This window comes from Mesorhizobium ciceri biovar biserrulae WSM1271 (assembly GCF_000185905.1).
In the GTDB taxonomy this organism is placed as follows: domain Bacteria; phylum Pseudomonadota; class Alphaproteobacteria; order Rhizobiales; family Rhizobiaceae; genus Mesorhizobium; species Mesorhizobium ciceri.
Genome location: NC_014923.1, coordinates 5,404,487 through 5,429,940, shown reverse-complemented (window position 1 = coordinate 5,429,940; position 25,454 = coordinate 5,404,487). Strand labels below are relative to the sequence as shown.

The 25,454-nt window shown below is 63.5% G+C and carries 22 protein-coding genes; 5 read left to right on the top strand and 17 right to left on the bottom strand.

The genetic code is table 11. The features are described 5' to 3' along the window. Positions 1 to 47: 47 nt before the first annotated feature. The 4 genes from MESCI_RS26390 to MESCI_RS26375 are packed head-to-tail and all read right to left on the bottom strand — an operon-like array spanning position 48 to position 4,140. Positions 48 to 1,235 (bottom strand): ABC transporter substrate-binding protein, encoded by a 1,188-nt coding sequence (locus tag MESCI_RS26390; RefSeq protein WP_013533017.1) that lies wholly within the window; start codon positions 1,233 to 1,235, stop codon positions 48 to 50. 25 nt (positions 1,236 to 1,260) lie between these two features. Further along, positions 1,261 to 2,430 (bottom strand): extracellular solute-binding protein, encoded by a 1,170-nt coding sequence (locus MESCI_RS26385; protein ID WP_013533016.1) that lies wholly within the window; start codon positions 2,428 to 2,430, stop codon positions 1,261 to 1,263. Then, entirely contained in the window at positions 2,427 to 3,587 is a 1,161-nt protein-coding gene (locus MESCI_RS26380) for a CaiB/BaiF CoA transferase family protein (RefSeq protein WP_013533015.1), read from the bottom strand. Before MESCI_RS26380 ends, MESCI_RS26385 begins: the two co-directional genes overlap by 4 nt. 1 nt (position 3,588) lies before the next feature. After that, positions 3,589 to 4,140: a MaoC family dehydratase gene (locus tag MESCI_RS26375; RefSeq protein WP_013533014.1), complete on the bottom strand. Its 552-nt coding sequence runs from the start codon at positions 4,138 to 4,140 to the stop codon at positions 3,589 to 3,591. Between the two features lie 199 nt (positions 4,141 to 4,339). Between MESCI_RS26375 and MESCI_RS26370 the strand changes: the two genes are divergently transcribed. Next, entirely contained in the window at positions 4,340 to 5,437 is a 1,098-nt protein-coding gene (locus MESCI_RS26370) for a lactonase family protein (protein WP_013533013.1), read from the top strand. 41 nt (positions 5,438 to 5,478) lie between these two features. Here MESCI_RS26370 and MESCI_RS26365 read toward each other — a convergent pair whose 3' ends face one another. The 3 genes from MESCI_RS26365 to MESCI_RS26355 form a co-directional block, all read right to left on the bottom strand. Further along, positions 5,479 to 6,462 (bottom strand): Tim44 domain-containing protein, encoded by a 984-nt coding sequence (locus MESCI_RS26365; protein WP_013533012.1) that lies wholly within the window; start codon positions 6,460 to 6,462, stop codon positions 5,479 to 5,481. 73 nt (positions 6,463 to 6,535) lie between these two features. Continuing rightward, on the bottom strand, positions 6,536 to 6,838 hold the full coding sequence (locus MESCI_RS26360; protein ID WP_013533011.1) for a TFIIB-type zinc ribbon-containing protein: 303 nt from the start codon (positions 6,836 to 6,838) through the stop codon (positions 6,536 to 6,538). Between the two features lie 250 nt (positions 6,839 to 7,088). Further along, on the bottom strand, positions 7,089 to 8,078 hold the full coding sequence (locus MESCI_RS26355) for a zinc-dependent alcohol dehydrogenase family protein (RefSeq protein WP_013533010.1): 990 nt from the start codon (positions 8,076 to 8,078) through the stop codon (positions 7,089 to 7,091). Between the two features lie 101 nt (positions 8,079 to 8,179). Between MESCI_RS26355 and MESCI_RS26350 the strand changes: the two genes are divergently transcribed. Further along, entirely contained in the window at positions 8,180 to 9,082 is a 903-nt protein-coding gene (locus MESCI_RS26350) for a LysR family transcriptional regulator (RefSeq protein WP_013533009.1), read from the top strand. Positions 9,083 to 9,099: 17 nt separating this feature from the next. On the opposite strand, the gene MESCI_RS26345 is transcribed toward MESCI_RS26350, so the two are convergent. From MESCI_RS26345 to MESCI_RS26315, 7 genes are all read right to left on the bottom strand, one after another. After that, on the bottom strand, positions 9,100 to 11,127 hold the full coding sequence (locus MESCI_RS26345) for a CocE/NonD family hydrolase (protein ID WP_013533008.1): 2,028 nt from the start codon (positions 11,125 to 11,127) through the stop codon (positions 9,100 to 9,102). 48 nt (positions 11,128 to 11,175) lie between these two features. Then, positions 11,176 to 12,150 (bottom strand): ABC transporter ATP-binding protein, encoded by a 975-nt coding sequence (locus MESCI_RS26340; protein ID WP_013533007.1) that lies wholly within the window; start codon positions 12,148 to 12,150, stop codon positions 11,176 to 11,178. Then, on the bottom strand, positions 12,147 to 13,130 hold the full coding sequence (locus MESCI_RS26335) for an ABC transporter ATP-binding protein (protein WP_013533006.1): 984 nt from the start codon (positions 13,128 to 13,130) through the stop codon (positions 12,147 to 12,149). Before MESCI_RS26335 ends, MESCI_RS26340 begins: the two co-directional genes overlap by 4 nt. Continuing rightward, positions 13,127 to 13,972, bottom strand: coding sequence for an ABC transporter permease (locus tag MESCI_RS26330; protein WP_013533005.1), 846 nt, complete (start codon positions 13,970 to 13,972; stop codon positions 13,127 to 13,129). Before MESCI_RS26330 ends, MESCI_RS26335 begins: the two co-directional genes overlap by 4 nt. A gap of 22 nt (positions 13,973 to 13,994) precedes the next feature. Further along, the gene (locus MESCI_RS26325; RefSeq protein ID WP_013533004.1) at positions 13,995 to 14,942 is read right to left on the bottom strand and encodes an ABC transporter permease; all 948 of its coding nucleotides are present in this window, start codon (positions 14,940 to 14,942) and stop codon (positions 13,995 to 13,997) included. Positions 14,943 to 14,994: 52 nt separating this feature from the next. Continuing rightward, positions 14,995 to 16,554, bottom strand: coding sequence for an ABC transporter substrate-binding protein (locus tag MESCI_RS26320; protein WP_013533003.1), 1,560 nt, complete (start codon positions 16,552 to 16,554; stop codon positions 14,995 to 14,997). Between the two features lie 318 nt (positions 16,555 to 16,872). Beyond that, entirely contained in the window at positions 16,873 to 17,865 is a 993-nt protein-coding gene (locus MESCI_RS26315) for a dipeptidase (protein WP_013533002.1), read from the bottom strand. 195 nt (positions 17,866 to 18,060) lie between these two features. Between MESCI_RS26315 and MESCI_RS26310 the strand changes: the two genes are divergently transcribed. Next, complete coding sequence (locus MESCI_RS26310) at positions 18,061 to 19,332, top strand: NAD(P)/FAD-dependent oxidoreductase (protein WP_013533001.1); 1,272 nt, start codon at positions 18,061 to 18,063, stop codon at positions 19,330 to 19,332. Between the two features lie 3 nt (positions 19,333 to 19,335). On the opposite strand, the gene MESCI_RS26305 is transcribed toward MESCI_RS26310, so the two are convergent. Then, a complete protein-coding gene (locus MESCI_RS26305; protein ID WP_013533000.1) occupies positions 19,336 to 20,253 on the bottom strand; it encodes a LysR family transcriptional regulator in 918 nt (305 codons plus the stop codon). A gap of 128 nt (positions 20,254 to 20,381) precedes the next feature. Between MESCI_RS26305 and MESCI_RS26300 the strand changes: the two genes are divergently transcribed. Together MESCI_RS26300 and MESCI_RS26295 are read left to right on the top strand one after the other, a co-directional pair. Continuing rightward, a complete protein-coding gene (locus MESCI_RS26300) occupies positions 20,382 to 21,719 on the top strand; it encodes an aromatic ring-hydroxylating oxygenase subunit alpha (protein WP_164919966.1) in 1,338 nt (445 codons plus the stop codon). Between the two features lie 84 nt (positions 21,720 to 21,803). Then, positions 21,804 to 23,450, top strand: coding sequence for an acetolactate synthase large subunit (locus tag MESCI_RS26295; RefSeq protein ID WP_013532998.1), 1,647 nt, complete (start codon positions 21,804 to 21,806; stop codon positions 23,448 to 23,450). Between the two features lie 48 nt (positions 23,451 to 23,498). Here MESCI_RS26295 and MESCI_RS26290 read toward each other — a convergent pair whose 3' ends face one another. Both MESCI_RS26290 and MESCI_RS26285 read right to left on the bottom strand, forming a co-directional pair. After that, a complete protein-coding gene (locus MESCI_RS26290) occupies positions 23,499 to 24,647 on the bottom strand; it encodes a substrate-binding protein (protein WP_245265311.1) in 1,149 nt (382 codons plus the stop codon). Positions 24,648 to 24,750: 103 nt separating this feature from the next. Further along, a complete protein-coding gene (locus tag MESCI_RS26285; RefSeq protein WP_013532996.1) occupies positions 24,751 to 25,452 on the bottom strand; it encodes an ABC transporter ATP-binding protein in 702 nt (233 codons plus the stop codon). Between the last annotated feature and the right edge of the window lie 2 nt (positions 25,453 to 25,454).

The window sequence follows — 25,454 nt, the reverse complement described above, 5'->3', positions numbered from 1 at the left end:
AGGCCGGCTCCCCGAAAGGAGCCGGCCTGTTGAGAGATTAGCAGGCGTCACTTTGCACAGGCATCGGGCACCTTCGAATAGTCCCAGCCCTTGGTCGGCGCCGGGTTCGAGAAATAGGCGTCGAGCCATTCCTCCGGCATCGGATCTTTCGGCGGGATCGGGAAGATAGACACGGCGTCCGTCGTCATGCAGTCCTTGTACCAGGCACCGAGATCGGCGGTGTGGACAGGCGGGATCGGGATCAGCAGCGTGTTCAGCTTCGGCTTCTGCCCGTCGAGCATGCGCTCGCCGACGCGGAACAGCGTCTGCGCGGTCCAGTGCGGCAGCACCGCATGGCCTTCGAAGCGGTACTTGTCGGGGTTGGCCTTCCAGTAGCCCAGCGCATCGCCGGTGATCGAGCCGGTGATCAATGGTGCGGGCCGGCCGGCTTCTGCGAAGGCTTCGGCGACGACGCGGCTTTCGCTGCCTGTCGTCCACACTGCATCGATCGGCGCCGGGTTGGTGGCGATCGCCTGCAGCACCACGGTCTTGGTGACGTTGGCTGTCCAGTTGCCATTGACATTGCGCGAGATCTTCAGCTTCGGATTTTCAGTCAGCGCCTTGTCCGCGCCCTGGCGCTCCTGCACCACGATCGGGTGTCCGGCGATGCCTTCGACCAGAAGGATGCTGGCGCCGTCCGGCTGCGCCTTGCCGATCGCCGCCATCATGTCGTAGCCCCAGCGCGCATAGTTGGAATCGACATTGATGGCGTTCGGGCTGGTCACCGAACCGGCAGCGGTGATGAACGGAATGCCGGCTTTGGCGGCAGCGTCGATCGCATCATCGAGTGCCGTCGCCGAGCCCGGGATCGAGGTGATGATCGAGCACTTCTTGTCGATGAAGGCGCGGATCTGGTTGATCTGCTGGCTGGCGTCGTTGTTGGAATCAGACACCTCGAAGCTGGACACCGTTCCGTCGGCGATCAGCCCGTCGACGAGACGCTTCAATTCCTTGGTCACCGTGACCCGCCACGGATTGCCCTGGTAGGATTCCGAGTGGCACCATTTCCACGGTTTCGGCGGCGCTGTGAAATTGTCCCAGGCCGAAGGCAGCACCTTCTGCGGCGCGCCGTCATATTGCGCCTTGAGTTCGCTCGGCAGCCCGCCGATGACGCCTTGCACATCCTGCGCAAAGGCGGTCGTTGCAAGCGAGGCAAGCGCGGTTGCGGCCAGCAGGCCGCGGATCATTCCTGTCATCTCGTTCTCCTCCGTTCGGTTTGGTTCAGGCTCCTCCACCGGCAGCGCCGGACACCTGCACCGGGGAACTCTCCCGAAACAGGCGATTGAGATCGGCAACAACCTGTCGGGCTTGATGCCGGGAGGTCATGCCGGAAAGGATGCGTTCGGATGCTGCTTGCTGGAAAGTCATGTAGCCGTCGTGGCGCGGCCGCACCCATGCACCCTCCAGCGTCGCGCGCGTATCCCGATAGAAGTCGCCGGTCGCTTCATTGACAGCCTGGTCCTCCCAGGCCGCTGCATGGCCGGGCTGGCCGCCGGCGGCGGCATAGGCGCCACGCTGGACATCGCCGCTCGCGACCCAATAGGCGAAGTCGATCGCGGCATCCCTGGCTTTGGAAAAGGCTGATACGGCTATGCCGGTGCCGCCAAGCGCCGAACCGACCGGGCCGCCGGAACCGATGACCGGAACGTCGGCAAAGGCCAGCCGGTTCGCCCGAAAGCCAGCCGTCGCATAGGAAACGTAGCCATAGATCAGCGGCGCGCAGACGAACCTGGAATCGGCCTCCGCCATACGTTCGGAGACGGCAATCGGGTCCATCTCGAAACACGCAGGATCGACCAGCGCTGCGATCTCGCGCATTGCCTCGAAGACTTGGCTACCGATCTCCACATCGATCAGATCGTCGGATGGATCGGTCGTGCAGGCATGCCCGAGATTGCCGGCAAGCGTGTAGAACACCATCAACACGTGAGGCGGCCGCAGCGGCAGCAGCACGCCGTCTTGCCGGGCGAGATTGAGCACCTCGCTCCAGCGCGCCGGCGGCGCCGCGAGCGCATCCGGACGCCATGCCTGGACCTGGGTTGCCGCATCGATCGGGAAAGCCCATTGCCGTCCTTGCCAGTTGTAGCTCGGATAGGACTGGCCGATGCTGCCTGAGGCAAGGGCCGTGCGTTCCGCCTCGCGTCCGGCGACATCCAGCGGCTCCAGGCAGCCTTCGGCCGTGATCTGGCCGACATGCGGATGGTCGATGACGATGAGGTCATAGGCGCGCGCCAGTTCTTCGACCGGGAAGGATTCGAAGTCCTGCAGCGAGCGCTTGTCCCATTCGATGGCAATACCGGTCTTCTGCTGCCACAGCGCCGAGCAGGCGACCATCGGATCATAGCCACGCGGATGGCTCCAGGTCATGCCTTTGAGCTTGGGCGAACTCACAGGCCGAACTCCGCGCGGATGGCGGCACTGTGCTCGCCGATGCGGGGCGCCGCCCGATCGCCCTTGGCCCTTATGCCATCGACCCGGAGCGGCGAACTGGTGGTGAGGATCGACACATCGTCCTCGCGCGTCACAGTCTGCAGCATGTCGAGGGAGTGGAACCCTTCGCTCGCCAGCATCTCCGGCCAGGTCAGCACTTTGGCGCACCAGATGTCGGCCGGCTCGAGGATATCAAGCCACTCGTCGATCGTCTTGGTGGCGATCCGCTGTGCGATGATCGCCTTGATGTCGTCGCGCGCGGTGAACCACGACGCAGGCTTGTCGCGATAGGGTGCGAGTTCGCTGAGCGACAGGAGATCGGCCAGCTTGGGGATCGGCGTCATGGCGATGGCGAGGTATCCGTCCTTGGCCGGGTAAACACCGTAAGGCGCCGACAGATAGGCATGCGCGCTGCGGAAGCTGGAGCGCCTGGGCAGCCGGCGGCCGTCATTGAGATGCGTCGTCAGCACCTCGAACTGGAAATCGACCAGCGCTTCCAGGAGACTGGTTTCGATATGGCTGCCCTGGCCGGTGATGCCGCGCCGCACGAGTGCGGCCAGAATGCCCTGCGCGCAGGCGGCACCGGCCAGCATGTCGCCGATGGCAAGACCGAACGGCACCGGCCCTTGGTCCTCATCGCCGTTCAGCCACATCACGCCGGAGCGCGCCTGCGCCAGCAGGTCTTGGCCGGGTCTCTTGACCCATGGTCCGTCTTCGCCATAGCCGCTGATCGAGGCATAGACCAGCCGCGGGTTGATCTTGCGGACCGCCTCATAGTCCAAGCCGAGCCGCTCGATGACGCCCGGCCGGAAATTCTGGATCAGCACATCAGCCTTGGCCAGAAGGCCGCGCAACGCCTCGAGATCGGCCTCGTTCTTGAGGTCGATGGCAAGACTTTCCTTGGCCCGGTTGATGGCATGGAAGATGGTGGAATCGCCGCCGATCTCGGTGTCGCTGAGATAGAGCCGGCGCGACAGGTCGCCGCCATCCGGACGCTCGATCTTGATGACGCGGGCGCCGAGATCGAGCAGCCTGAGTGAGCAATAGGGCCCGGACAGGAACTGGCTCATGTCGACGACGACGAGACCGGCGAGCGGCAATTCGGCTGCTGCCGGCATGCTATTTCTCCGTCTTGCCGACGAAGTCGGCCGGGTTGCGGTACTTCACCGTCTGCAGATGCTCGCAATAGAGAACCAACTCGCCTTCGCCCTTGAACACCTCATAGCTGGCGCGGATCAGCCCCATTTCCTTGTAGCGGGGCTTCTTGTCGAGGTTGGAGCGGATCGAATAGATCGTGTCGCCAATGAAGACGGGTTTTATGAAGCGGAGCTTGTCGTAGCCATAGGAGAAGGCATTGACGCAGTTGGTGGCGACCAGCCCCAGGCCAGCCGAAAAGACGAAGGCGCCGGCGATCAGCCGCTTGCCGAAAATGCCTTCGTTCTCGGCAAACATCTGGTCCTGCACATAGGGGTGGATGTCGAGCACCAGCGTGTTGAACAAATGGCTGTCGCCTTCGGCCATTGTGCGCCGCAACGAGCGGATCTTCTGGCCGACGGGCCAGTCCTCGTAGAACCAGTTCTCGGCATTCCACACCGGCAGCGCGGCGTGATCTCCGGGCATGTTCTTAGGATGCGTCGAGGCGACGCCGACGGTAGGTGCGAAATCGTTCATGGTCGGCACCGCCAGACCTGCATGGGGCACGTCACAGCTATCGGAGAACGCATCAAGGCGTCGAAATACAAGACGTCTCCTCCCGTCAATCTTCTTTTGTAAATAGTATTTTCACATATGGGGTTGCGTTGCAAGCGTGAACAGGCGAAATTTTGGCTGCTCCCGCGCGCCAAAGCGCAGGCGGGTAGGGGAGGAAATCATGCGCGAGAATTGTCTGGTCTTTGTCGGCAGCCTGAACCGCGAGGCGCCGTATTTTCAGGGCGCTCGGGGCGTCGGCCTCAGCGTCTACAGCTTTGACGAGACGACGCTGGAAACACGAAAACTGGCCGAGACCAACGACGTCGACAATCCGACCTTCCTCTCGGTGACACCGGACGGCTCGCGGATCTACGCCAACTCGGAAGTGTTCACCTGGCGCGAGGGCACCGTCTCAGCTTACAGCTTCGATCGAGCTTCGGGGACGCTCATTTATCTGAACAAGCAACCGTCGCTCGGCAGCATAGCCGCCCACAACACCATCACCCGCGACGGGACAAAACTGCTGGTCGCCAATTACGGCATGGGCGAGGGCGGCCCGGATCGCGCGGTGGCTGTCTATGGCTTCGAAGAGAACGGCGCCTTGTCGGCGCCGCTTGCCAGCGTTTCGCATGAGGGCAGCGGCCCGAATGTGGCGCGGCAGGAACGCTCGCATGCACACAGCGTCACCGAAACCATCGGTGGGGGAACAGCCATCGTCGCCGACCTCGGCATCGACCGGCTGGTGTCTTACCGGATCGAGCGCGAGGGCAATCTGGCCAAGCTAACCGAATCCGCTTTGCCATCCGGCGCCGGTCCACGCCACCTCGCACTGCATCCGAACGGACGCTTCGTCTTCGTCATGAACGAACTGGATTCGACCATCGTGTCGATGACGCTGGACGAAGCCACCGGCAAGCTCTCGATCATCGACGCAAAGCCGGCGGTGCCGGCCGAGGCACGCGACAGCAACCACTGCGCCGATATCCAGATCTCACCGGATGGCCGTTTTGTCTACGGCTCCAACCGCGGCCATGACAGCGTCGTCATCATGGCGGTCGACCAGCAGACAGGGTCGCTCAGCCTCGTCGGCTATATCCCTTGCGGCGGCGCGACCCCGCGTAACCTGGCGCTGACGCCGTCAGGCGGCCATCTGTTTTCCGCCAACCAGAATGGCGACCGCATTTCGATCTTCGCCCGCGACGCCGACAGCGGCATACTGACCGACACCGGGCGCGCCATCGAGATCGGCACGCCGATGTGCGTCAAGATCGTGCGCTGAACGCCCACAACTGCGAAACCTCGGAAAAAATCGCCCGAGGCTCAAGCCTGTATTGCCGAGAGCTTCCAGTTCGATCCATTCTCACGCACGAAAGTCCACAGCTCGGTCGTCTCTGTCGGATGATCATCGTCGCCCGCGACGATTTTGCCGCTGGCCCGTTCGCGCGTCACGTCACGAGATTCGTAGCGCAAGGCGGCCGTGGCGTAGTCGCGCTCATCCTCGCGCCAGCTTTCCGCGATGTCGGCCTGCAGCAAGGTGATATCAGTCACCTCGTTCCTGAGACCTTTCTGGGCATTGTCGGCCAACTCTTCCGACAGATAGGATACCATTTCGGGTGTAACCGCCCGGCGCAGAGCGGCATGGTCTTCGCGCCCGAATGCTTCCTGGACATCGGTCAGCAGCTGCTGGAATGCGTCGAGATCCGTCTGGGCCAGCGTGATCTCCTCGGAGGCGGCGGCCGGAGAGCCTCCACCTGAACCGCCGCCGAAACCGGGAATTGTGAAGGAGCCTGCAGTCTGCTGCCCTGCCGTTGAGCGGTTCTCAAATCGCGAAGCCTGGGCATTGCCGGCACCTGCGAGCGCCGGCGCGGGGCCGCGCGCGGATTGCGAGCGGAAGAACCTGATGGCCAGCATGATCGCGCCACCGATCAGCAAGGCCTGAAGCAGGAAACCGAACATGCCGGCCAGGCCGCCGAAGCCCTGACCCAAAAGCAGGCCGAACAGGCCGCCGAGCAACAGGCCGCGCAACATCGTTCCACCGAAACCGCTCATGAAGCCGGGCCTCTGCAGGCCGGCCTGCGGCTGCCGGGCCGCGTTGTTCACACCGGTGTTGGGCGTCATCGACCGCTCGACCGGAGCGGTCGGTGCTGGGGCCGTCCTGGTCGGCGGTGCCGATTGGAACGTACGCATGCCACGACTGCCGAAACTGCCGCCACGACGGGCCTCGGCATGGTCCATCGCAACCATGGAGAATGCAAGGAACAGTCCTGCAAAGAGGGCTGCAAATCGGCTGGTGCGGGAAATCATCGGAGATGAACCTTTGTCGATGTGGTTTCGGAAGTTTCAGCAAGTGCCGGCCTGGATGTCGGGCATCATGCGGTCAGTCGAACAACTCTTCGAAGAATGATTTCTTCCGCTTCGGATAGCGGTGACCGTGCGAGCGGGAATAATCGTCATCGCGGCTCTGGCCATTTTGTGGCTGGGAGAATGCTGCCGGCTGTGGCTGCGGCGCGGGCGCCGCTTCCCTGCCGGAACGCTCGATGATCTTGTCGAGTTCTCCTCGATCAAGCCAGACGCCGCGGCACTGCGGACAGTAGTCGATTTCGATACCCTGGCGTTCGCTCATCACGAGCGCGACGCGGCAGGAGGGGCAAACCATACCGAGGAGGGAAGTAGATGTCATACGGGGCTCCAAACCGAAAGGAATGAGCCCGCTTGACCGAAAGAATGGAAACGGGCCCGTTAAAGCGGTCCGACATCACAATCGCCAAAAGCGACAGTCAGAGGGGCCCGGCCCGCACCGAACAGTTAGGGATGCAAAGCCGCGGCTTCAAGGTCGATATTGCCCTGCAAGAATGATTTGTTCGCCAGCGTTGCTCAGGCAGTCACCACGATTCAAATCGTCACCACGATCTCAGATCGTCACTACGATCTCAGATCGTCACTACGATCTTGCCGAACTGCTCGTTCGACTCCAGGTAGCGGTGCGCCTCGACGATTTGGTCGAACGCGAAGGTCCTGTCGATGATCGGCCTCAGCGTTCCGTGCTCCAGACCTTCGACGATAAACGCCTTGGCGGCCTCGAGTTTCACAGGGTTGCCGGTGATCTCGTGGACGAGGTAGCCGCGCAGTGTCAGCGTCTTGCTCAGCACCGCTGGCAGAGGGAATGGCGTCGGTTCGCGGCTGAGACCGCCATATTCGATGAGGATGCCGCCACGCGACATGGCCGCTGTGAGTGGCTCGAAGATCGGGCCGCCGACCGCATCGAACACGACGCGCACGCCTTCAGGCCCTGCGATCTCATTCAGCCGTGCCGCCAAATCCTCCTCGGCCAAGGTGACGACTTCAGCCGCGCCGGCGTCGAGCAGGGCCTGCCTCTTCGCCGATGTCCGCGTCACCGCAATCGCTGTTGCACCGACCCTGTTGGCGATCTGGATTGCCGCAAGCCCGACGCTGCTCGAGGCTGCGGTGATCACCACGTGGTCTCCGCTGTGCAGCCCGGCGATATCGATCAGCGCGCCATAGGCGGTGAGATACTGCATCCAGACGGCCGCTGCCGTCTGCCAGTCGAGCGACGGCGGATGCTTGACGACAAGTCCGGCGGGGTAGGTGGCAAACTCGCCATAGGCCGGCCAGCGGATCATCGATTGCGGCGGGATAACACTGACGCTGTCGCCCGGCGCGAAATCCCTCACACCGTCGCCAATAGCCTCGATGACGCCCGCTGCCTCGAGGCCAAGCCCCGAGGGGAGCGTCGGCGTCTCGATATAGGAAGCCGCGCGCAGCAGCGCTTCGGCGCGATTGAGGCCGAGTGCCTTGACCCGGATTTGAACTTCGCCCGAACCCGGTGGGGAAAGCGCGACATCCTCGATGCGCAGAACCTCGGGGCCACCATGCTGGTGAAAGCGAACTACGCGTGTCATTCGGATACTCCAAATCATCTGAACCGAATGAGCTATGCAGCCGGTCTTGTCGGGGATAAATGGCTGTAAGAGAAGAACAGTAGAAACCAGGAGTTCCGAATATGGATCGGCTTGAGAGCATGGCCGTGTTCGTCAAGGCGGTCGATCTCGGCTCGTTCGCGGCCGCGGCGGTCGCGCTCGACCTCTCCGGACCGATGGTAGGCAAGCATGTCCGGTTTATCGAGGAGCGGCTGGGCGTGCGGCTGCTCAACCGGACCACGCGACGGCAGAGCCTGACCGACTTCGGCCGCGCTTACTATGAACGCTGTCGGGTGGTGCTGGCCGAGGCCGAAGCCGCCGATGCGCTCGCCGCCGAACAGTTTTCGGAGCCACGTGGAAAACTGCGGGTCACCATGCCGGCGCATTTCGGGCGCCATTGCGTGACCCCCGTGTTGCTGAAGCTGGCCCATCAATATCCGATGCTGGAACTCGACCTGTCGCTCACCGACCGCTTGGCGGATCTTGCCGAGGACGGCTACGATCTCGCAATCCGCACCGGCACTCTTGACGACAAGGTGGGGGTGATTGCGCGTCGCGTCGCGCGTCAGGGCATGGTCGTCTGCGCGGCACCCTCTTATCTCAGAATTCATGGCGAGCCGCAGCGGATCGAGGATCTCGCCGACCATCAGGCGATTGTCTACCGCCGGCTCGGCCAGGTCGTTCAGCCGTGGTTGTTTGTGCGCGAGGGGCAACCCACGCTCGAGATCACGCCAACCGGACGGCTGCGGCTCGACGATCTCGATGCCATCGCTGACGCGGCCGCCGACGGCATGGGGCTGGCCTGGCTGCCCTGGTGGCTGGTACGCGACCGCATTCAGGCCGGCGCGCTGATGGCGCTGTTGCCGGACCAGCCGCGATATCTCTACGACTGCCACGCGCTTTGGCTGCAGACACCGCATCTGCCGCTGAAGGTGCGGCTGGCCGTCGATGCGCTGGCCGTCGCCTTGCCGAAATCGATGGCCTGATTGACAATCGCCGCCGCTCAGTTGAGATCGCGCCGATACTCCTTGACCTCGCTGCGGTCGACGATCCGCTCGTCTCCGTCATGGGCAGTGATGTGGGTCTCGATCCGCCAGACGTCGCGCAGGGCGCGCACCGTCGCCGTCACTGAAAGGCGCGCCTGCCAGTCGCCGCGGCCATAGGATTTTTCCCAGGTGCAGGTGCCGACCGCCGAGGTCGGGTCGTCGGGGTGAATGGAGAACCGGTCGACATGCTTCGCTGAAAGGACGATTCCCGTATGTGGATGCCGCACCGTGCCGCCATCATTGACGACTTGGTAGACGGTCTCGCCAGTGACCTGGTCTGTCGAAACCGAGCGCTGAAAGCCGTCCCCTTTGGTCAGAACCTCCTGCTCCATCGGCGCGGCGCTTTCCGGAGCCAGGAAGGCCCCCAGCGTGTCGTCCAGCTTCTGCGGCGCGCGCACCGGCAGGATCAGCCGGCTATCGCCGCAATGGATCGACAGCGTCGCCTGCTCGGCGGTCGGAAAGACGATCGGCCAATGCGATGTCGCCAGTGCCAGCCGGATACGCTCGCCAACCTCGAAACGCTGCCCGCAGCAGCGCAGCTTGATGCGGACGGTCTCCGCCCGGCCCGGCACCATGGGTGCGATGTCCAGATCATCGTTGCGATGGCTCAGATTGAGGATGCCGTAGCTGACGCGCGAGGCAGCACCTTCAGGGAACATTTGCGACAGCGTGGCGGACAGAAGCGCAACCGGCTTGTCGGAGGAGAGCTTGACCTCGAATTCGGGAAAACCGAGGATCTCGACCGCTTCGGTCAACGGCGCCGTCTCGAAGATCAGGGCATTGCCTTCTTCCGTGCGTTGGTCGACCGGCAAGGTCGGCATGACGCCATAACCGCACCAGGCGCCGGAAGACAGGCCGGCCGTCTGCGGCGATGAAATCTCCAGGATCGTGTCTTCGCCCCTGGCCTCGCTCAGCACATGCGGCGCAAGGTTCAGCACCTTTTCGCCGATCCCCGGCCCCGGCCATGCCGGCTCCGCGACCCAGCGGCCGGGTCGCTCGTCATAGATCGCTGCCGGCCGTGCGGGATCCTGAATCCAGGCGCGCAGCATCGGCTCGTCGGCAATGCCGGTGTTTATGCCCTTGAGATATTGGTCCCACCAGCGCAGGCACTCCTGCAGGAAGCCGATGCGCGGTCCTGGCATGGCGAAGTGCGGATATTTATGGCCCCAGGGTCCAATCAACCCTTTGCGGGGACCGCTTAGCTTTTCCAGCATCCGGAAGATCGGATTGGGGTAACCGTCGGCCCAGCCGCCGACGGCGTAGACCGGGATTTCGACATCGGAATAATCCTCGCAGATCGAACCGTGCTTGTAGAAATCGTCGCGGCGCTGGTGTTCGAACCAGTCCTGCATCCAGATGCCATTGCCATTCAGCCGTTGTTTCCAAAGATCGCGCCAGCGGTCACCGACAATGAGCGGGTCGGGCGGGGTCATGGCGATGGCCCAGGCGGTGGTTCCCCACATCAGATTGTCGCACATCATCGCGCCGCCGAGATAATGCACGTCGTCGTTATAGCGGTCGTCGGTCGAACACAGCGAAACGACGGCTTTCAGCGCCGGCGGCCGGCGGGCCGCGACCTGCAGCCCGTTGAAGCCGCCCCAGCTGATGCCGATCATGCCGACGCTTCCCGAGCACCAGGATTGCCTCGCCAGCCATTCGATGACCACCAGGCAGTCATCCTGCTCCTGCTTCAGATACTCACCCTTGCACAGCCCTTCGCTGTCGCCCGAGCCGCGCATGTCGACCCGCACGCCGGCATAGCCGTGACCGGCGAAATAGGGATGCGTCAGCGCATCGCGCTCCACCGTTCCGTCACGCTTGCGATAGGGCAAATATTCGAGGATCGCCGGCACGGGATCGCTCTCCGCGTCTTCCGGCAGCCAGACACGCGCCGCCAGCTTGACGCCATCCGGCATCGGAATCCACAAATTCTCGATCTCGCGGATTTTGCGCGGGAAATCGGTGACGACGCGGATATCTTGCATGGCGGCTCCTCTCAACGCCCCGGCCGACACTTGCGCCGGTGGCGATCCTTATGTGTTCAGCGGGAAATGGCAGGTCAGACGGCTGTCGCCGACCGAGGCCGGGACGGGGACATCCAGCGCGCAACGGCCCTCGGCCTGCGGGCAGCGTGTGTGAAACTCGCAGCCTGAGGGGCGCGCCAGCAAGGACGGAACGTCAGCCGGCAGCGTGATGCGCTGATGCACCCTGTCGGGATCAGGCTCGGGATTGGCGGAGAGAAGGGCCGCCGTATAGGGATGATGCGGGGCGCGGAAGATCGCTTCGGTTTCGCCCTGCTCGACGAAGCGCCCGAGATACATCACCGCCATGCGGTCGGCGATCTGGCGCACGACATGCAGATTGTGGGTGATGATCAGCATCGACAGGCCCATGCGGTCGCGCAGGTCGTTGAGCAGGTTCAGCACCTCTCCCTGCACGGAGACGTCGAGGCCGGCGGTCGGCTCGTCGGCGACGACCAGCACCGGGTCCAGCGCAATCGCCCGCGCTACGCCGACGCGGCGCGCCTGGCCGCCTGATAGCTGGTGCGGGTAGCGGTCGGCGAAATCGCGCGGCAGCCCGACCAGCGCAAGAAGCCGTGTGACTTCAGCGTTGAGATCGCGATCCGACAAACCGTGGATGACGAAAGGCTCCGACAGCAGCGAGCGCACGCTGAGCCGCGGCGACAGCGATCCGACCGGATCCTGGAACATCATCGGCATGCGCCGCCGCACCGGTTTCATCGCGGCGTTGGACAGGCCTTGCAGTTCCTGTCCTTCGAACACGATCGTGCCTGCTTTCACCGGCTGAAGACCGTTGAGGGTGCGCGCCAGCGTCGTCTTGCCCGAGCCGGATTCGCCGACCAGCGCGAAGGTGCTGCCTCGTTGAAGCGTGAAGCTGACGCCGGAGACCGCTTCGATTTCGGTGGCCCGCCCCGCGAGCCTGGCGGACAGGCCGCCAACCCGGAACGAGACGCGCAGGTCGCTGACACGGAGCAGGTCTTCGTTCATGCGCTCATGGCCCCCAGTGGAACGTCCGAGTGCCAGCAATGGGCGATATGAGATCCGCCGACAGGGGCGCTGGGAGGCGTCGTCAGGCATTGGGCGTCGGCGCGATCGCAGCGCGGCTGGAAGACGCAGCCGCTTGGTCGGCGGCGCAGGTCCGGCAAGGTCCCGGCAATCGTCGGCAGCCGGGGCACACGCTGCGACAGCCGGGCGGGATCGCAGGCCAGCAGCTTCTGCGTGTAGGGATGGCGGGCGTCGTGGAAGATCTCGCGGGTCGTGCCGCTTTCCACGACCTCGCCGGCATACATCACGATCATCTCGTCGCAGAGTTCGGCGATCACGCCCAGATGATGCGAGATGAACAGCACCGAGCAGCCGATGTCGCGCTGCAGATCCTTGAGCAGTTCGATGGTGGCCACCTCCAGCGTCGCATCGAGCGCCGTGGTCGGCTCGTCGGCGATCAGCAGCGCCGGCTCCATCATCAGCGCCATGGCGATGGCGATGCGCTGCTTCATGCCGCCGGAGAATTCGTGCGGAAACTGCGTCAGCCGGCTTTCCGGATCGGGAATGCGAACCTTGCGCAGCATGGCGACCGAGCGCGCATCCTTGTCCCGCTTCGACAGACCCGAGCGATACTGGATGTCGCGCATCTGCCGCCCCACCGACAGCACCGGGTTGAGCGCACCCATCGGGTCCTGGAAAACGGTAGCTATCCTTTGGCCGCGCAAGCCGCGCATCGCCGTGGGGTCAAGCCGGGCGAGGTCTTTGTCGCCCTCGAAGATGATCTCGCCCGATAATATCTCGCCATTGTCGGCGAGCAGGCCGAGAATGGCGTTGATGAGCGTCGACTTCCCGCAGCCGGATTCGCCGACCACGCCAACGCTGCGGTTGGCCGCCACGGAAAAACTCACCTGCTTCAGCGCCTCCAGTCGCCCACTCTCGGTGTGGAAGGCGACGCTCAGATCCTTGATCGCGAGAACCGTCATGACCGCCCCTTCAGCCGGGGATCGAAGAGGTCGCGCAGCGTCTCGCCGAAGAAGGTGAAGCCGAGTGTGGTCAGCACGATGGGCAGGCCGCCGGCAATCACGATCCAGTAGGAATCGCGGATGTTGGCAAAGCCGTCATTGAGGATCGCGCCCCAGCTCGGCGTTGGCGGCCGCACGCCGAGCCCGAGGAAGCTCATGCCGGCCTCGATCGCCACCACCACGGGAATGTCCATCGATATCAGGATCAGGATCGGGCCGATGATGTTGGGCAGGATATGGACGCGCAGGATACGGCCGGCACTGGCGCCCATCGAGCGCGCCGCCATGACATGTTCGGCCGACTTCAGCACCAGCGTCTGCGTCCTGATGATGCGGGCATAGCCCGGCACATTGACCAGCATCACCACCAGCACCACCGCATAGAGCGAGGGGCCGAACAGGGTGACCAGCGTCAGCGCCAGCATGACGGTGGGAAAGCTCTTCACGGCGTCGAAGATCAGCAGCAGCACATTGTCGAGCCAGCGCGGCCCATAGCCGGCGATCAGCCCGAGCACCACGCCGAGGACCAGCGACACCGCTGTCGCGCCGAGCGCGATCAAGAGCGCGACGCGCCCGCCATAGAGCACCCGGGTCAGAAGATCACGGCCGAGGTGGTCGGTGCCGAGCAGATGCAGCAGGCTCGGCGAAGCGAAGCGTTCGGCCGGCGATATCTTGCTCGGCGCATAGCTGGTCAGCGCGCTGGCAAACACCGCCGACAGCACCACCAGCGTCACCAGCGTCAGGCCGACGGCGCCGAGCGGCTCGCGCATGATGCCGCGCACGGTGCGCCACAATCCGGACAACCGGCTGCCGCCGGAAGACAGCTCAGTTGAAACTTGATCTGACACGGGGATCCAATACACCGACGAGGATGTCGGCTGCTACGTTGACGAGGACGAAGAAGACCGTGGTGACCAGCACGGCTCCGGAGACGATGGGATAGTTGCGCACCGAGATCGCCTCATAGACCAGCTTGCCGATGCCGGGGCGGGCGAAGACGATTTCGGCGAAAACGGAAGACGACAGCATGTGGCCGATACCGACGCCGAGCAGGGTGATCGTTGGCAGCACGGCAATGCGCAGCGCATAGGTGTAGACGATCCTGTTTTCGGTCAGGCCGAAGGCGCGCGCCGTGCGGATATGGCTGGCCTCCAGCGTCTCCAGCATCGAGGCGCGCACTATGCGCGAGATGTAGCCGATCCAGCCAAGTCCGACCGCCAGCGACGGCAGGATGAGGTGCTGGAGCCGGCTGGTGAGGTCGCCCGGTTCGCCGGCGCCGATCGCCGGCAGCCATTGCAGTGCGACCGCGAACACCAGCAGCGAATAGATGGCGACGACGAAGGACGGCACGGCGATCATCGCCACCGAAAGAACCCCGATCACCTGATCGACAAAGCCGCCTCGGCGCACCGCGGCGATACAGCCAAGCGGGATGCCAAGCGCCACCGACCAGGTGATGCCGCCGACCACCAGCGCCAGCGTGAACGGAAGCTGCTCGATCACCACGTCCAGCACCGGCCGGTTCGACAGAACCTCGGTGCCCAGGTCACCGCGCAGGACCGATCCGTAGAAGTGCAGGAACTGCCGCCACACCGGCTGGTCGAGGCCCATGCGCACGCGCAGCGCCTCCATCATCTCCGGCGTCGCGCGTGGCCCCAGCGCGACGGAGGCCGGGTCGCCGGGAATGAGGTAGACCATGGCGAACATCATCATCATAGCGACGCTGATGATGATGGCGCCAAGCCACAGACGCTTGAGGGCGTAGCGGATCATTTTCGGTACCTGTCGGACGGTCTTTGGTGGGGGCGAGCCCCGCCCGCCGACATCATGCCGGTTTGAAGTCGGTGAAGACGGGTTCGCCGTTCGGCTTCAGGCCGGCCACAAGCGTGTCTCGATTCATGATGCCGGTGACCTCATGCGTCAGGAAAACGTAGTTGCCGTTCTCCTCCATCAGGTCCTGCAGCTTCTTGTAGATGACATCGCGTTTCGCCGGGTCGAGCTCGACCATGCCTTCGGCATTGAGCTTGTCGAATTCCTCGCTGGAAAACCGCTCCCAGTTCCAGACGCCGATCTGGTCGCGGGTGAACCAGGCAGTCGCCCAGCTCGGATCCGGCTGCATGGAGAAGCGGCTGATGATCATCTGCAGCTTCTTCCAGTAGTCGCCTTCCTTGGCGCCAAGCGTCCAGAAGGTGCCGCTGTCGTTCTGCTTGATCTCCACATTGAGGCCGACATCCTGCAGGTTCGACTGCACGACCTGCGCCGCGGTCAGCCGCTCGGTCTTGTTGAGGATGTCGAGCGTGATCGTCGTGCCGGCCAGCCCCTCCTTGGCGATCATGTCGCGGGCGCGGTCTGGGTCGAAATCGAAAAGGTTCTTCTCGCGATGGCCGGGCAGGCCGGGCGCGATGATGCCGGTGGCGGTTGCGGCGGCGCCGAAATAGGCAGCATCGACCACCGCCTTGCGGTCCACGGCGTACTGAACCGCGCGGCGCATGTTGGGATTGTTGAAGGGAGCGACATCCTGGTTCATGCCGAGCCAGACAAAGGCCAGCGAAGGCTTCTCCACCACTGTCGTCTTCGGCGGCGGCGTCTGCTTCAGGCGCGAGATCGAGGAGACCGCGGTCCAGGTGTAGTCGAGGTCGCCGGCCTCATAGCCGAGTTCGGCGGTCTTCTCGTCCTCGATCGGATGAATGTGGATTTCCGCGAAGGCACCTTGCTCGTACTTCCAGTCGGGATTGCGGACCAGCACCGTGCGCTGCTTGGGCAGCCATTCCTTCAGGATGTAGGGGCCTGACTGAGCCACTGGCTTGACGCCCATCTTGCCACCGAGCTCGGTGATGGCGCGCTTTGACAGGATGGTGCCGGACGGCGTCGGCAAGGTCGACGTCCACAGCGGCGCGAAGGCTTGTTTCAGGTGGATCAGCCCCGACAGCTTGTCCTTGACCTCGACTTCCTTGAGCGTTGCCCAGTCGCCGGAATAGGGGCTCTTGTTGGCTGGGTCGGCGATGCGTTCGATCGAAAACTTGACGTCTTCGGCCGTCATCTGGCCGTAGCCATCGGTGAAGCCGATATTGTCGCGCAGCTGGAAGGCGACGGTCAGCGGATCGAGCTGCTTGATCGTTTCCGCCGCCATCGGCCGCCAGCCCCAGCTGTCGCCAGGCGTGGTGACGACGAGGCCGGCGAAGATGACGCTGGTGATGTCGCCTTCAGGCGCCGCCAGCCGGAAGCAAGGGTCGAGCGTCTGGATGTCGGCGTAGGATCGCACCTTGAGGATCGGCCCGTCGCTCGACCAGGAAACTTTTGGATTGACCATTGAGGCAAGGCCGAAAGCGCCGGCTCCGGCGAGCAGGCTGCGGCGCGAAACCCTGGTGTCGGCTAGAATGGACATGCTCTACCCCTCAGCTGTTTTCGTTGTCTTGTTTTCTTTTCAGGCCGCAGGCCATTCTCCAAGCCGGGCCGAATGTGTCGGTCCGCTAAAACTGCTAATAATAGACATCTATGTCTAGCGAAAATTTTGCCGGCACGTCCGAATCTTGGATACCGACGATCTTGCGGAAAAATCTCGACATCTGTTCCGACCGCCGCCGGCGCGTCGACTTGGGCAAGTCGCGGGCGGAATGTGATCGCGCAGACGATATGGCCTGGCCCGCCATTCGGTGGGGCCTGGATCAAGAGTTGTAGCGGAGATAGGTCTCTCCGCCGCCGCTCACTTCCAGATTTCAGCCGCCAGGCGCATGAAATTGCCGCCCAGGACATCGCGCACGGTCTGCTCGGACTGGCCGCGGCGCAGAAGAACCTCGGTCAGTTCGCGCATCTGACCTGGAGCCGCGTAGGTCGTCGCCCCCTCCGGATATTCGCTCTTGGGCCAGAATTGCGGATTGTCGGAAATGATGCGGTCGATGCCTTTGACATCAACCGGAAAGGCGTAGTCCAGTCCGATGCCGACATGATTTGGGCCAGCCAGGTCGACGAGATATTCGATGTGGTCAGCCAACCTGTCCGAGTCCGTGCGTCCCTCTCCCAGGAAACGATTGAGCCCGACGATCGCGACGATGCCGCCGGTGCGCGCGCAGGCCTTGATCTGCTCGTCGGTGATATTGCGGCCATGGCCGCACAAGGCCTTGGCGTTGGAGTGCGAGAAGATGACCGGCCGGTTGGAGTATTCCATCACCTCCATCGAGGTGCGATAGCCGGTGTGGGTGACGTCGACGAACATGCCGAGACGGTTCATCTCGTCGATGACCTCGCGGCCGAACGCCGTCAGGCTGGTCTCGACATCGTGGCAACCGCCGCCGGCCAGATTGTTCCTGTTGTACGCAAACAGGATCTGGCGGACGCCCAGATGGTGATAGAACTCCACCATCTCGATACGGCCGTCGAGCGCGTTCATGCCCTCGATGTCGAAGGTGATCGCCAGTTTGCCTTCAAGCTTGGCCTTGCGGATTTCCGCGACGGAGGAGACCAGCGTGTAGTGCTCGGGATTGGCAAGGATCCAGTGGCGGAAATTTGCGAGCGTCCGCACGGTCTGCTCCCAGGGCAACAGGTCGAAGCCGACATCGATCGACAGATAGTCGATGCCGGCGTCGCGCCAGATCTGCAGATTGTTCAGGTCCGCCGCCGGGTCCGGCATGAAGCCGGAATGCGCGTCCCATATGATTTCACTGTCGAAAATGGCCTGGGCGGCTGTCGAAACGCTCACTTTTTCCTCGCTCTCTCGGCGACACAACACAACGGAAAGCCGGATCAAGCGGCGTTCCGGACGTGTGATCCAGATGCAGTGCGCATCAAGTATCAGGCCACAGACACATGTGTCTAGACAGTCCGGGACGAGCCTGTATGGTCGCCGTCGCTGTATGTCGCTCCGACCGGAACATCGGCAAAAGGGAGAACAAAGATGAGTTCAAACGGAAGCCATGGCGGCAGCGATAGCAGGCATATCGCGGTGATTGGCGGCGGCATCATCGGCTGCAGCGCGGCTTTCCATCTGCTGCGGTCCGGCGTGCGCCGGGTGACGGTCATCGATGCCGGCCAGCCGGGTGCCGCAACCACAAGCGCCGGTGCTGGCTTCGTCTCCCATTGGTCCGCCGGCATGATCCCGCTCGGTGAAGAGGGCTTTCAGCTGCAGCAATATGGCCTCGATTTCTATCGCAGGCTGCACGAGGTCGGCGCCGAGATTGGTTATCGGCCGAACGGCACCTTGATCATGGCGCTGACCGAGGACGGGCGCGAACGCTTCGTCCGCCCGGTGCTGGATTCTCCCTATGCGCCGCCGGAAATGCAGGACCTGGATGCCGTGCAGATCGGGCAGAAGATGCAGGGTCTCATCGATCCGGCCCGGGTCCATTCGGCGGCCTACAATCCGCATGGCATCCAGCTCGACACCAAGCTGGCGATGGGGGTGCTGACCGGCCAGACCAGCGAGCTCGGCGGCGTCTTCCGCAGCAACACACGCGTGACTGCCGTCCATGATGCCGGCGACCGGGTGACGATCGAGACCGACCAGGGCGGTCTTGAGGCTGATGGCGTGATTGTTGCCGCCGGCGCCTGGAACAATCAGGTCCTGTCAGGCCTTGGCTGGCAGTTGCCGCTGCTGCGCGTCGTTGCAACGCGCATCGTCACCGACGACCGTGGGCTGCCATCGACCATTCCCACCGTCCAGTGCCGCGAATTGCGGCTGTGGCTGCGCGAGACATTCGGCGCCGTCATGTGGGGAACCGGCCGGCACTACAAACCTCTCTACAAGACGAACGACAGCGAAATCGAACCCGGCCAGCCGCACAATATCGGGCTGATGCAGGAAACCTCCGAGCAGGAGCTTGCCGAGTTGCAGACGGTGTTCCCGCCGCTGCGCGGTTCGAGGATCGCGAGCTGGGCGCAAGGCGTGCCGTGCTACACGCCCGACAACAACCTTATCGTCGGCAAAGTCCCCGGCAGCGACAATATCGTGGTCGTCGGTGGCGACAATGAGAGCGGCGTCACCCATGGACCGGGTCTTGGCCGGCTCTCTTGCGAACTGGTTCTCGGGCAGACCCCGTTCGTTTCCGTCGAGCGGTTCCGTGTCGATCGCTACGCATCCGATGCTTTCAAGTCGGAAGCTGAAATCGAAGCCGCCATGCCGGTCTGGGGCGCGCGTCACGAGGCGTCGCGGTTTGGTCGCGAGGCCTGATCGTCAGCTGCCCCCGGCCCTTGCCTGCAAGCTGTCGCCGACGCTGCCGAGCAGCGCCTGCGCCACCGCCCTGACAACCGGGCCGGCGTTCTTCCTCATGACGATGTGGAAGGAGCCGGCGTGGCGCCGCGAGGTCTTGGTCAGCCGGACGAGCTGGCCGCGGCGCAGATGCTCGTCCGCAAATCCCGCCCAGGCGAGCGCCGCGCCGCGCCCGGCGATGGTTTCGTGTATCATCGACATGTAGCCGGTGAACCGAGGTCCGTCGAGTTTCCGGTCGGTTCCGACCCACGATTGCCAACTGTCGATCGCGGCCGGCGGCGTCACCTGATGCAGCAGCGGCACTGCCAGGAAAGCCTCAGGCTCTTCCGAGGCGAGCGCCGGATAACGCGCCAGGAACGCGGGCGCGCAAACCGGGAACCACTCACCCTCGAGCAGTTTTTCGGTCACGAATTCGGGCCATTGCCCGGCTTCGCCGAAACGGATCGACAATGCCACTTCAGGCTGGTCGAAATCCCTGTAGTCGGTGGATGTCTGCAGCAGCACCCGGCCATCGGCAACCTGCGATGTGATGAGGCCGAAGCGCGGCATCAGCCATGCCTGCGCGAAGTCGTGGCTGCAGCCGATCACGAATGTATCGCTGTCGTGCGCGGTCAAATCCTCGACCGCTTGCCTGATGGTGCCGAGACCCTCGCGGATCGCTTCGGCCAGCGTGTTGCCGGCCCCGGTGACGGCGACGCGGTTGCCTCTGCGCGTGAACAGCTCGACCGACAGCTGGCGCTCGAGATTGGCGACATGCCTGCTGACCGCCGATTGTGCGATGTTGAGCTCCTGTGCGGCCAGCGTCAGCCCGCCATGCCTAGCGGCAGCCTCGAAGACGACCATGGCGTTCAGCAGGGGAAGCGATGTCTTGAGGGTTTTCACAATCCAAACCTGCTTTCATGCCTTTTCGATATGAAGGTCTATCATTTCTGTATTTGCTGCAAGCCTTTCCGCATCGCACACTCTATCGAAACGTCATTCGAACGCCAGCGAGCAGAAAGGTGTTTGCCGTGCAGGCCTACACATCGAACAGCCAGCCTATCGACAGAAGCGAGACCGTCAGGCTGATCGACCGGCAACGTCCGGACTGGTCGCTGGAACAGGCCTTCTACGCGGCCCCTGCCATCTTCGCGCTGGAACGGGACTTGTGGTTTCCGCGTCAATGGATGCTTGTCGCTCATGCCAGCGAGGTCCCAGAAAAGGGCCGCTACATCGTGCGCCAGCTTTTCGACGAGGAGATCATCGTCGTGCGCTTCGACGACGGCGAGGAGGACATCGCGGCCTACTACAATGTCTGCACCCATCGCGGCTCGCGGCTCTGCGCCAAGGATGGTCGCGGCAAGCTTCTGGTCTGCCCCTACCATGCCTGGTCGTTCAGGCTGACCGGCGAGTTGCAGTCACGGCAGGATCTACCGGAAAGCGTCGATCCGGAAGCGCTGGGACTGCACCGCGTGCCCTGCAAGCATTTCGGCGGCCTCGTGTTCTGCGGCCTTGATGCCAATTCGCTGCCCGACATCCAGCCTGTCGCGGACGGGCTGACCGGCGGCTTGCGCGAAAACGGCCTTGACCGTGCACGCATCGTCGCGCGCAAGAACTATCTCACCAAGGCGAACTGGAAGCTGGTGCTCGAGAACTTCCTCGAATGCTATCACTGCCGGCCGGCTCATCCCGAATATTACCGCGTCAACGGCCATGTCAAAGTGACCGCGACCCGCGACGCCGACAAGGCGGTCGAGTGGCAGAATGAAATCGAGGCCTGGCACAGCGTCATCGGCGATGCCGAGTTCCACAAGGGCGCGTGGCAGGCTGGCGACCTCGACACGATGCCGTTTGCCATGCACCGCAAGCCGATCGGATCCGGCCGCAACACGCTGTCCAATACGGGTGAGGGGGTCTCATGCCTGATGGGCGGCCGTCACGCCTATGATGGTGGCGAAAGCGGCTTCCGCCTCGGACGCCTGTCGTTTGCAAGTGCTGCCAATGATTATGTCACGCTGTTCCAGATGATACCGCGCAGCGCCACGGAAACCGACGTCATTCTGACCTGGCTCGTCGACAAGGACGCCGATGGCGACATCGACGCCGATGCGATCAGCTGGATGTGGGACGTCACCACGGTGCAGGACAAGAAGATCACCGAGGACAATGCCGACGGCATCATGTCGCGCGCCTACCGGCCGGGTCCCTATACGCCGCTGGAAAGCCAGACCTCGTTCTTCGTGCAGACCTATCTGTCAGAACTGCGTTCACTGATCACCGGCACGCGCGGCGCACCGCTCAGCCAGTGGTCTGCACCGAAGGAACTTTTCGCCTCGCCGAAAGCGGCGAGCTGCAACACGCGCCGCTGACCCGCAGCCGAAGATGCCTCTTTGAGGCGTCGCATTCCGATGCCATATGAAGGTGGCCGACGGAATGTTGCGGGAGAGGTGGTCATGACCAAAGGTTCGGATCTGTTCGTCGCGGCCCTCGAGAACGAAGGGGTCGAGCGGATTTTCGGCATTCCGGGCGAAGAAAATCTCGACATCGTCGAATCCATCCGCCGCTCCTCGATCCAGCTGATCCTGACCCGCCACGAGCAGGCAGCCGCTTTCATGGCCGCCACCTATGGCAGGCTTACCGGCAAGCCGGGTGTGTGCATCACCACGCTTGGCCCGGGCGCGCTCAACCTTTCGACCGGTTCGGCCTATGCGCTGCTCGGCGCGATGCCGATGATCATGATCACCGGCCAGAAAGGCATCCTGTCATCCCGGCAGGCGCGCTTCCAGATCGTCGACATCGTCGCGGCGATGAAGCCGCTGACCAAGCTGTCGCGTCAGATCGTCTCGCCGAAGATGATCCCCTCGTTGGTTCGCGAAGCTTTCCGTGTCGCCCAAGAAGAGCGTCCCGGCCCCGTACATCTTGAATTGCCGGAAGACATTGCGGCGGCCGAGTGTGAACCGGTAGCACTCGTGCCAACGCATCCGGTCGAACTGCCGCTGGCCAGCCCGGGCGCGCTTGATCGCGCCGCCCGTATGATCATGGAAGCCAGGCGTCCGCTGCTGATGTTTGGTGCGGCGGCGTCCCGACCGCGCGTGACTCCCGATGTCGCCCAGTTCGTGCTGCGGACGCAAATTCCCTATTTCACCACGCAGATGGGCAAGGGCACCGTGCCTGGCGGCACGGAGCTCTATATGGGAACGGCAGCCCTTTCGGAGCGCGACTATGTGCACGAGGCCATCGAACAGGCCGATCTGATCATCACCATCGGTCACGACACGGTGGAGAAGCCGCCCTTCATCATGGGGGCAAAGGGGCCGAAGGTCATTCATGTCGGCTACCATTCAGCCGATGTCGAGCAGGTCTATTTCCCGCAAGCCGAAATCGTCGGCGACCTCGGTCCTTCGCTGGCGCTGCTGGCCGACCGCATCGAGGGCAAGGTCCCCAATGCACAGGCCTTGCTGCCGCTGCGGGAAGGCATTCTGAGCCGCATCGCCGCGCGCGCCACCGAAGATCGCTTCACGCCGCAGCGCATCGTGCATGACGTGCGCGCCGTGATGCCGCCGGACGGGATCCTCGCCCTCGACAATGGCATGTACAAGATCTGGTTCGCGCGCAACTACCGGACGCGCATGGCAAACACGATCCTGCTCGACAATGCGCTGGCCACCATGGGCGCGGGCTTGCCGTCGGCGATGATGGCGGCACTGCTCTATCCGCAGCGCCGTGTCATGGCCATCTGTGGCGATGGCGGCTTCATGATGAACAGCCAGGAACTGGAGACCGCCGTCAGGCTCAAGCTCAATCTCGTCGTTCTGCTGCTCGAAGACCATGCCTATGGCATGATCCGCTGGAAGCAGGCGGTCGACGAATTTCCGGATTTCGGCATGACCTTCGGCAATCCCGACTTCGTCAGATATGCCGAGGCCTATGGCGCCAGGGGGACCAGGGTTACGGAGATCGCCGACTTGCGGCCGGCGCTGGAACAGGCCTTCACCGGCGGCGGCGTGCACCTCGTCGTCGTGCCCATCGACTATTCCGAAAACACCAGGGTGCTCGTCGACGAACTGCGCGAGCGGCTGCCGGCGCCGCAGACGCCCTGACGGCGGCAAAGCCGCCGTCAGGATTGCCTGGAGCCGTTGCCGGAGCTCCTACAGCTTGCAGTAAGGCGTGACCGGCGCGATGGTGCCGAAATCCTTGGCGATTTCATAGCTGATGCCGTCTGCGGCCGCCTTGCCGACATAGGAATGGCAGAGCGTGTGGTTGTTGCTGGCATCGACCCGGATCTTGCCTTGCGGCGCGTCGAACTCGATCGTCGGCAGCGCCTTGAGCACATCATCGTCCTTCAGCGATCCGGCCTTCTCGGCGGCCAGGGCGTAGAGATGCAGGCCGTTGTAGCCGGCCTCGCCGATGCCGTTGACCATCTTCTCCTTGCCGAACTTCTCGCGGAAGCTCGCGATGAACTTCTTGTTGACCGGATTATCGAGCGCCATCCAGTAAGGCTGCGGTGCGTAGGTGCCGGCCGCAACGCCGGGCGGCAGCGCGTCCTTGTTGAAGACCTCGTCGAGCGGCGCGATCAGCGGCTGCTTGATGTCGAAAGAGCGATACTGCTTGAGCTGCGTGACCGCGTCATTGCCGACCACCATCGACCACACGACGTCGGGCTTCAGCGACTTGATCTTCTGGAAGGCCGGGCCGAAATCCGTGGTGCCGAACGGATAATAGTCGGCGCCGATGATCTTGCCGCCGGCCTTTTCGTAAGCCGCCGTGATCGCCTCGGTCATCTTCTGCGGCCAGGCATAGTCGGAAGCCATGACATAGATCGTCTTGCCGAGCGTCTCGGCCACCCATGGCATCATCGGGTCGACCTGCTGCATCGGGATCGGGCCGGTGGCGACGAAGTAGCGGTTGCATTCGCCGCCTTCGAAATTGGTCGGGTAGAAGAACAGCTTCTTGGCCTTCGAGGTCACCGACAGCGTAGCACTTCGCTCCGGCGAAATGATCGTGCCCATGACCACGTCGACCTTGTCTTCGTTGATGAGCTTGCGCGCCTTGTCGATGGAACCCTTGGTCGTGGTCTGGTTGTCCTCGATGAACAACTCGACCTGGCGCCCGCCAATGCCATTGGCGGCGTTCAGTTCGGCGGCGGCGAGCTTGTAGCAATTGAGCAGCGTCTCGCCGAGGATCGCCTGCAGCCCGGTGATCGGGATCGACAGGCCGACCTTGACGGTGTCGGCGGCGCGCAGGACCGACGGCGCACCGACCATGGCGAAAGCGGCCGCGGCGCCGCCGGATTTCAAGACAGTTCTTCTGCTTATCATTGTTGTGTTCCCTTCCAGTCCCAGACGCGCCCCATGCACGCCTTACAAGTCAACAAGCTCCCAGGCGCGCTTCAGGCGCGCCCTATAGGGCCAACAGGTCCTTCAGCAGGGTCTCGTCGGCGAACGCCTCCGGCGCGCCTTCATGGACGATCCTGCCCTTCTCCATCACCAGGCAGCGGTCCGATGCCTTGAGAACGAGATCGAGATTCTGCTCGACCAGTACGATCGCGATGCCGCGTTCGCGCGCGATGCGCGGCACCAGCTCGGCGATCGACTGCACGATGTTCGGCTGTATGCCTTCCGAAGGCTCGTCGAGCAGCAGCACCGACGGCAGGCCGCAGAGCGCGCGGCCGATCGCCAGCATCTGCTGCTGGCCGCCTGAAAGCGTGCCTGCGATCTGTGCTTCGCGTTCGCGCAGGATTGGAAAATAGCCGAAGATGTCGGCCGGAATGCCGCCGTCGCCACGGTCCTTGGCAGCGCGGGTGCCGACCTCCAGGTTTTGCCGCACCGTTAGCTGGTTGAAGATCCCGCGCCCCTGCGGCACATGCGCAATGCCTGCCCGCGCGCGGCGGAAGGCCGGCGCGTTCGTGAGGTCCTTGTCACCGAGAACCACCGCGCCACCGCTCGCTCGCAAGCCGCCGGCGATGACGCGCAGCAGCGTCGTCTTGCCGGCGCCGTTACGGCCGAGCAGGCCGACGACTTCGCCCGGCGCGACACTGAGGTCGATGCCGTTCAGCACCGGGAGCGGGCCGTAGCCGGCCGACACCGCCATTGTCCGCAGCATGA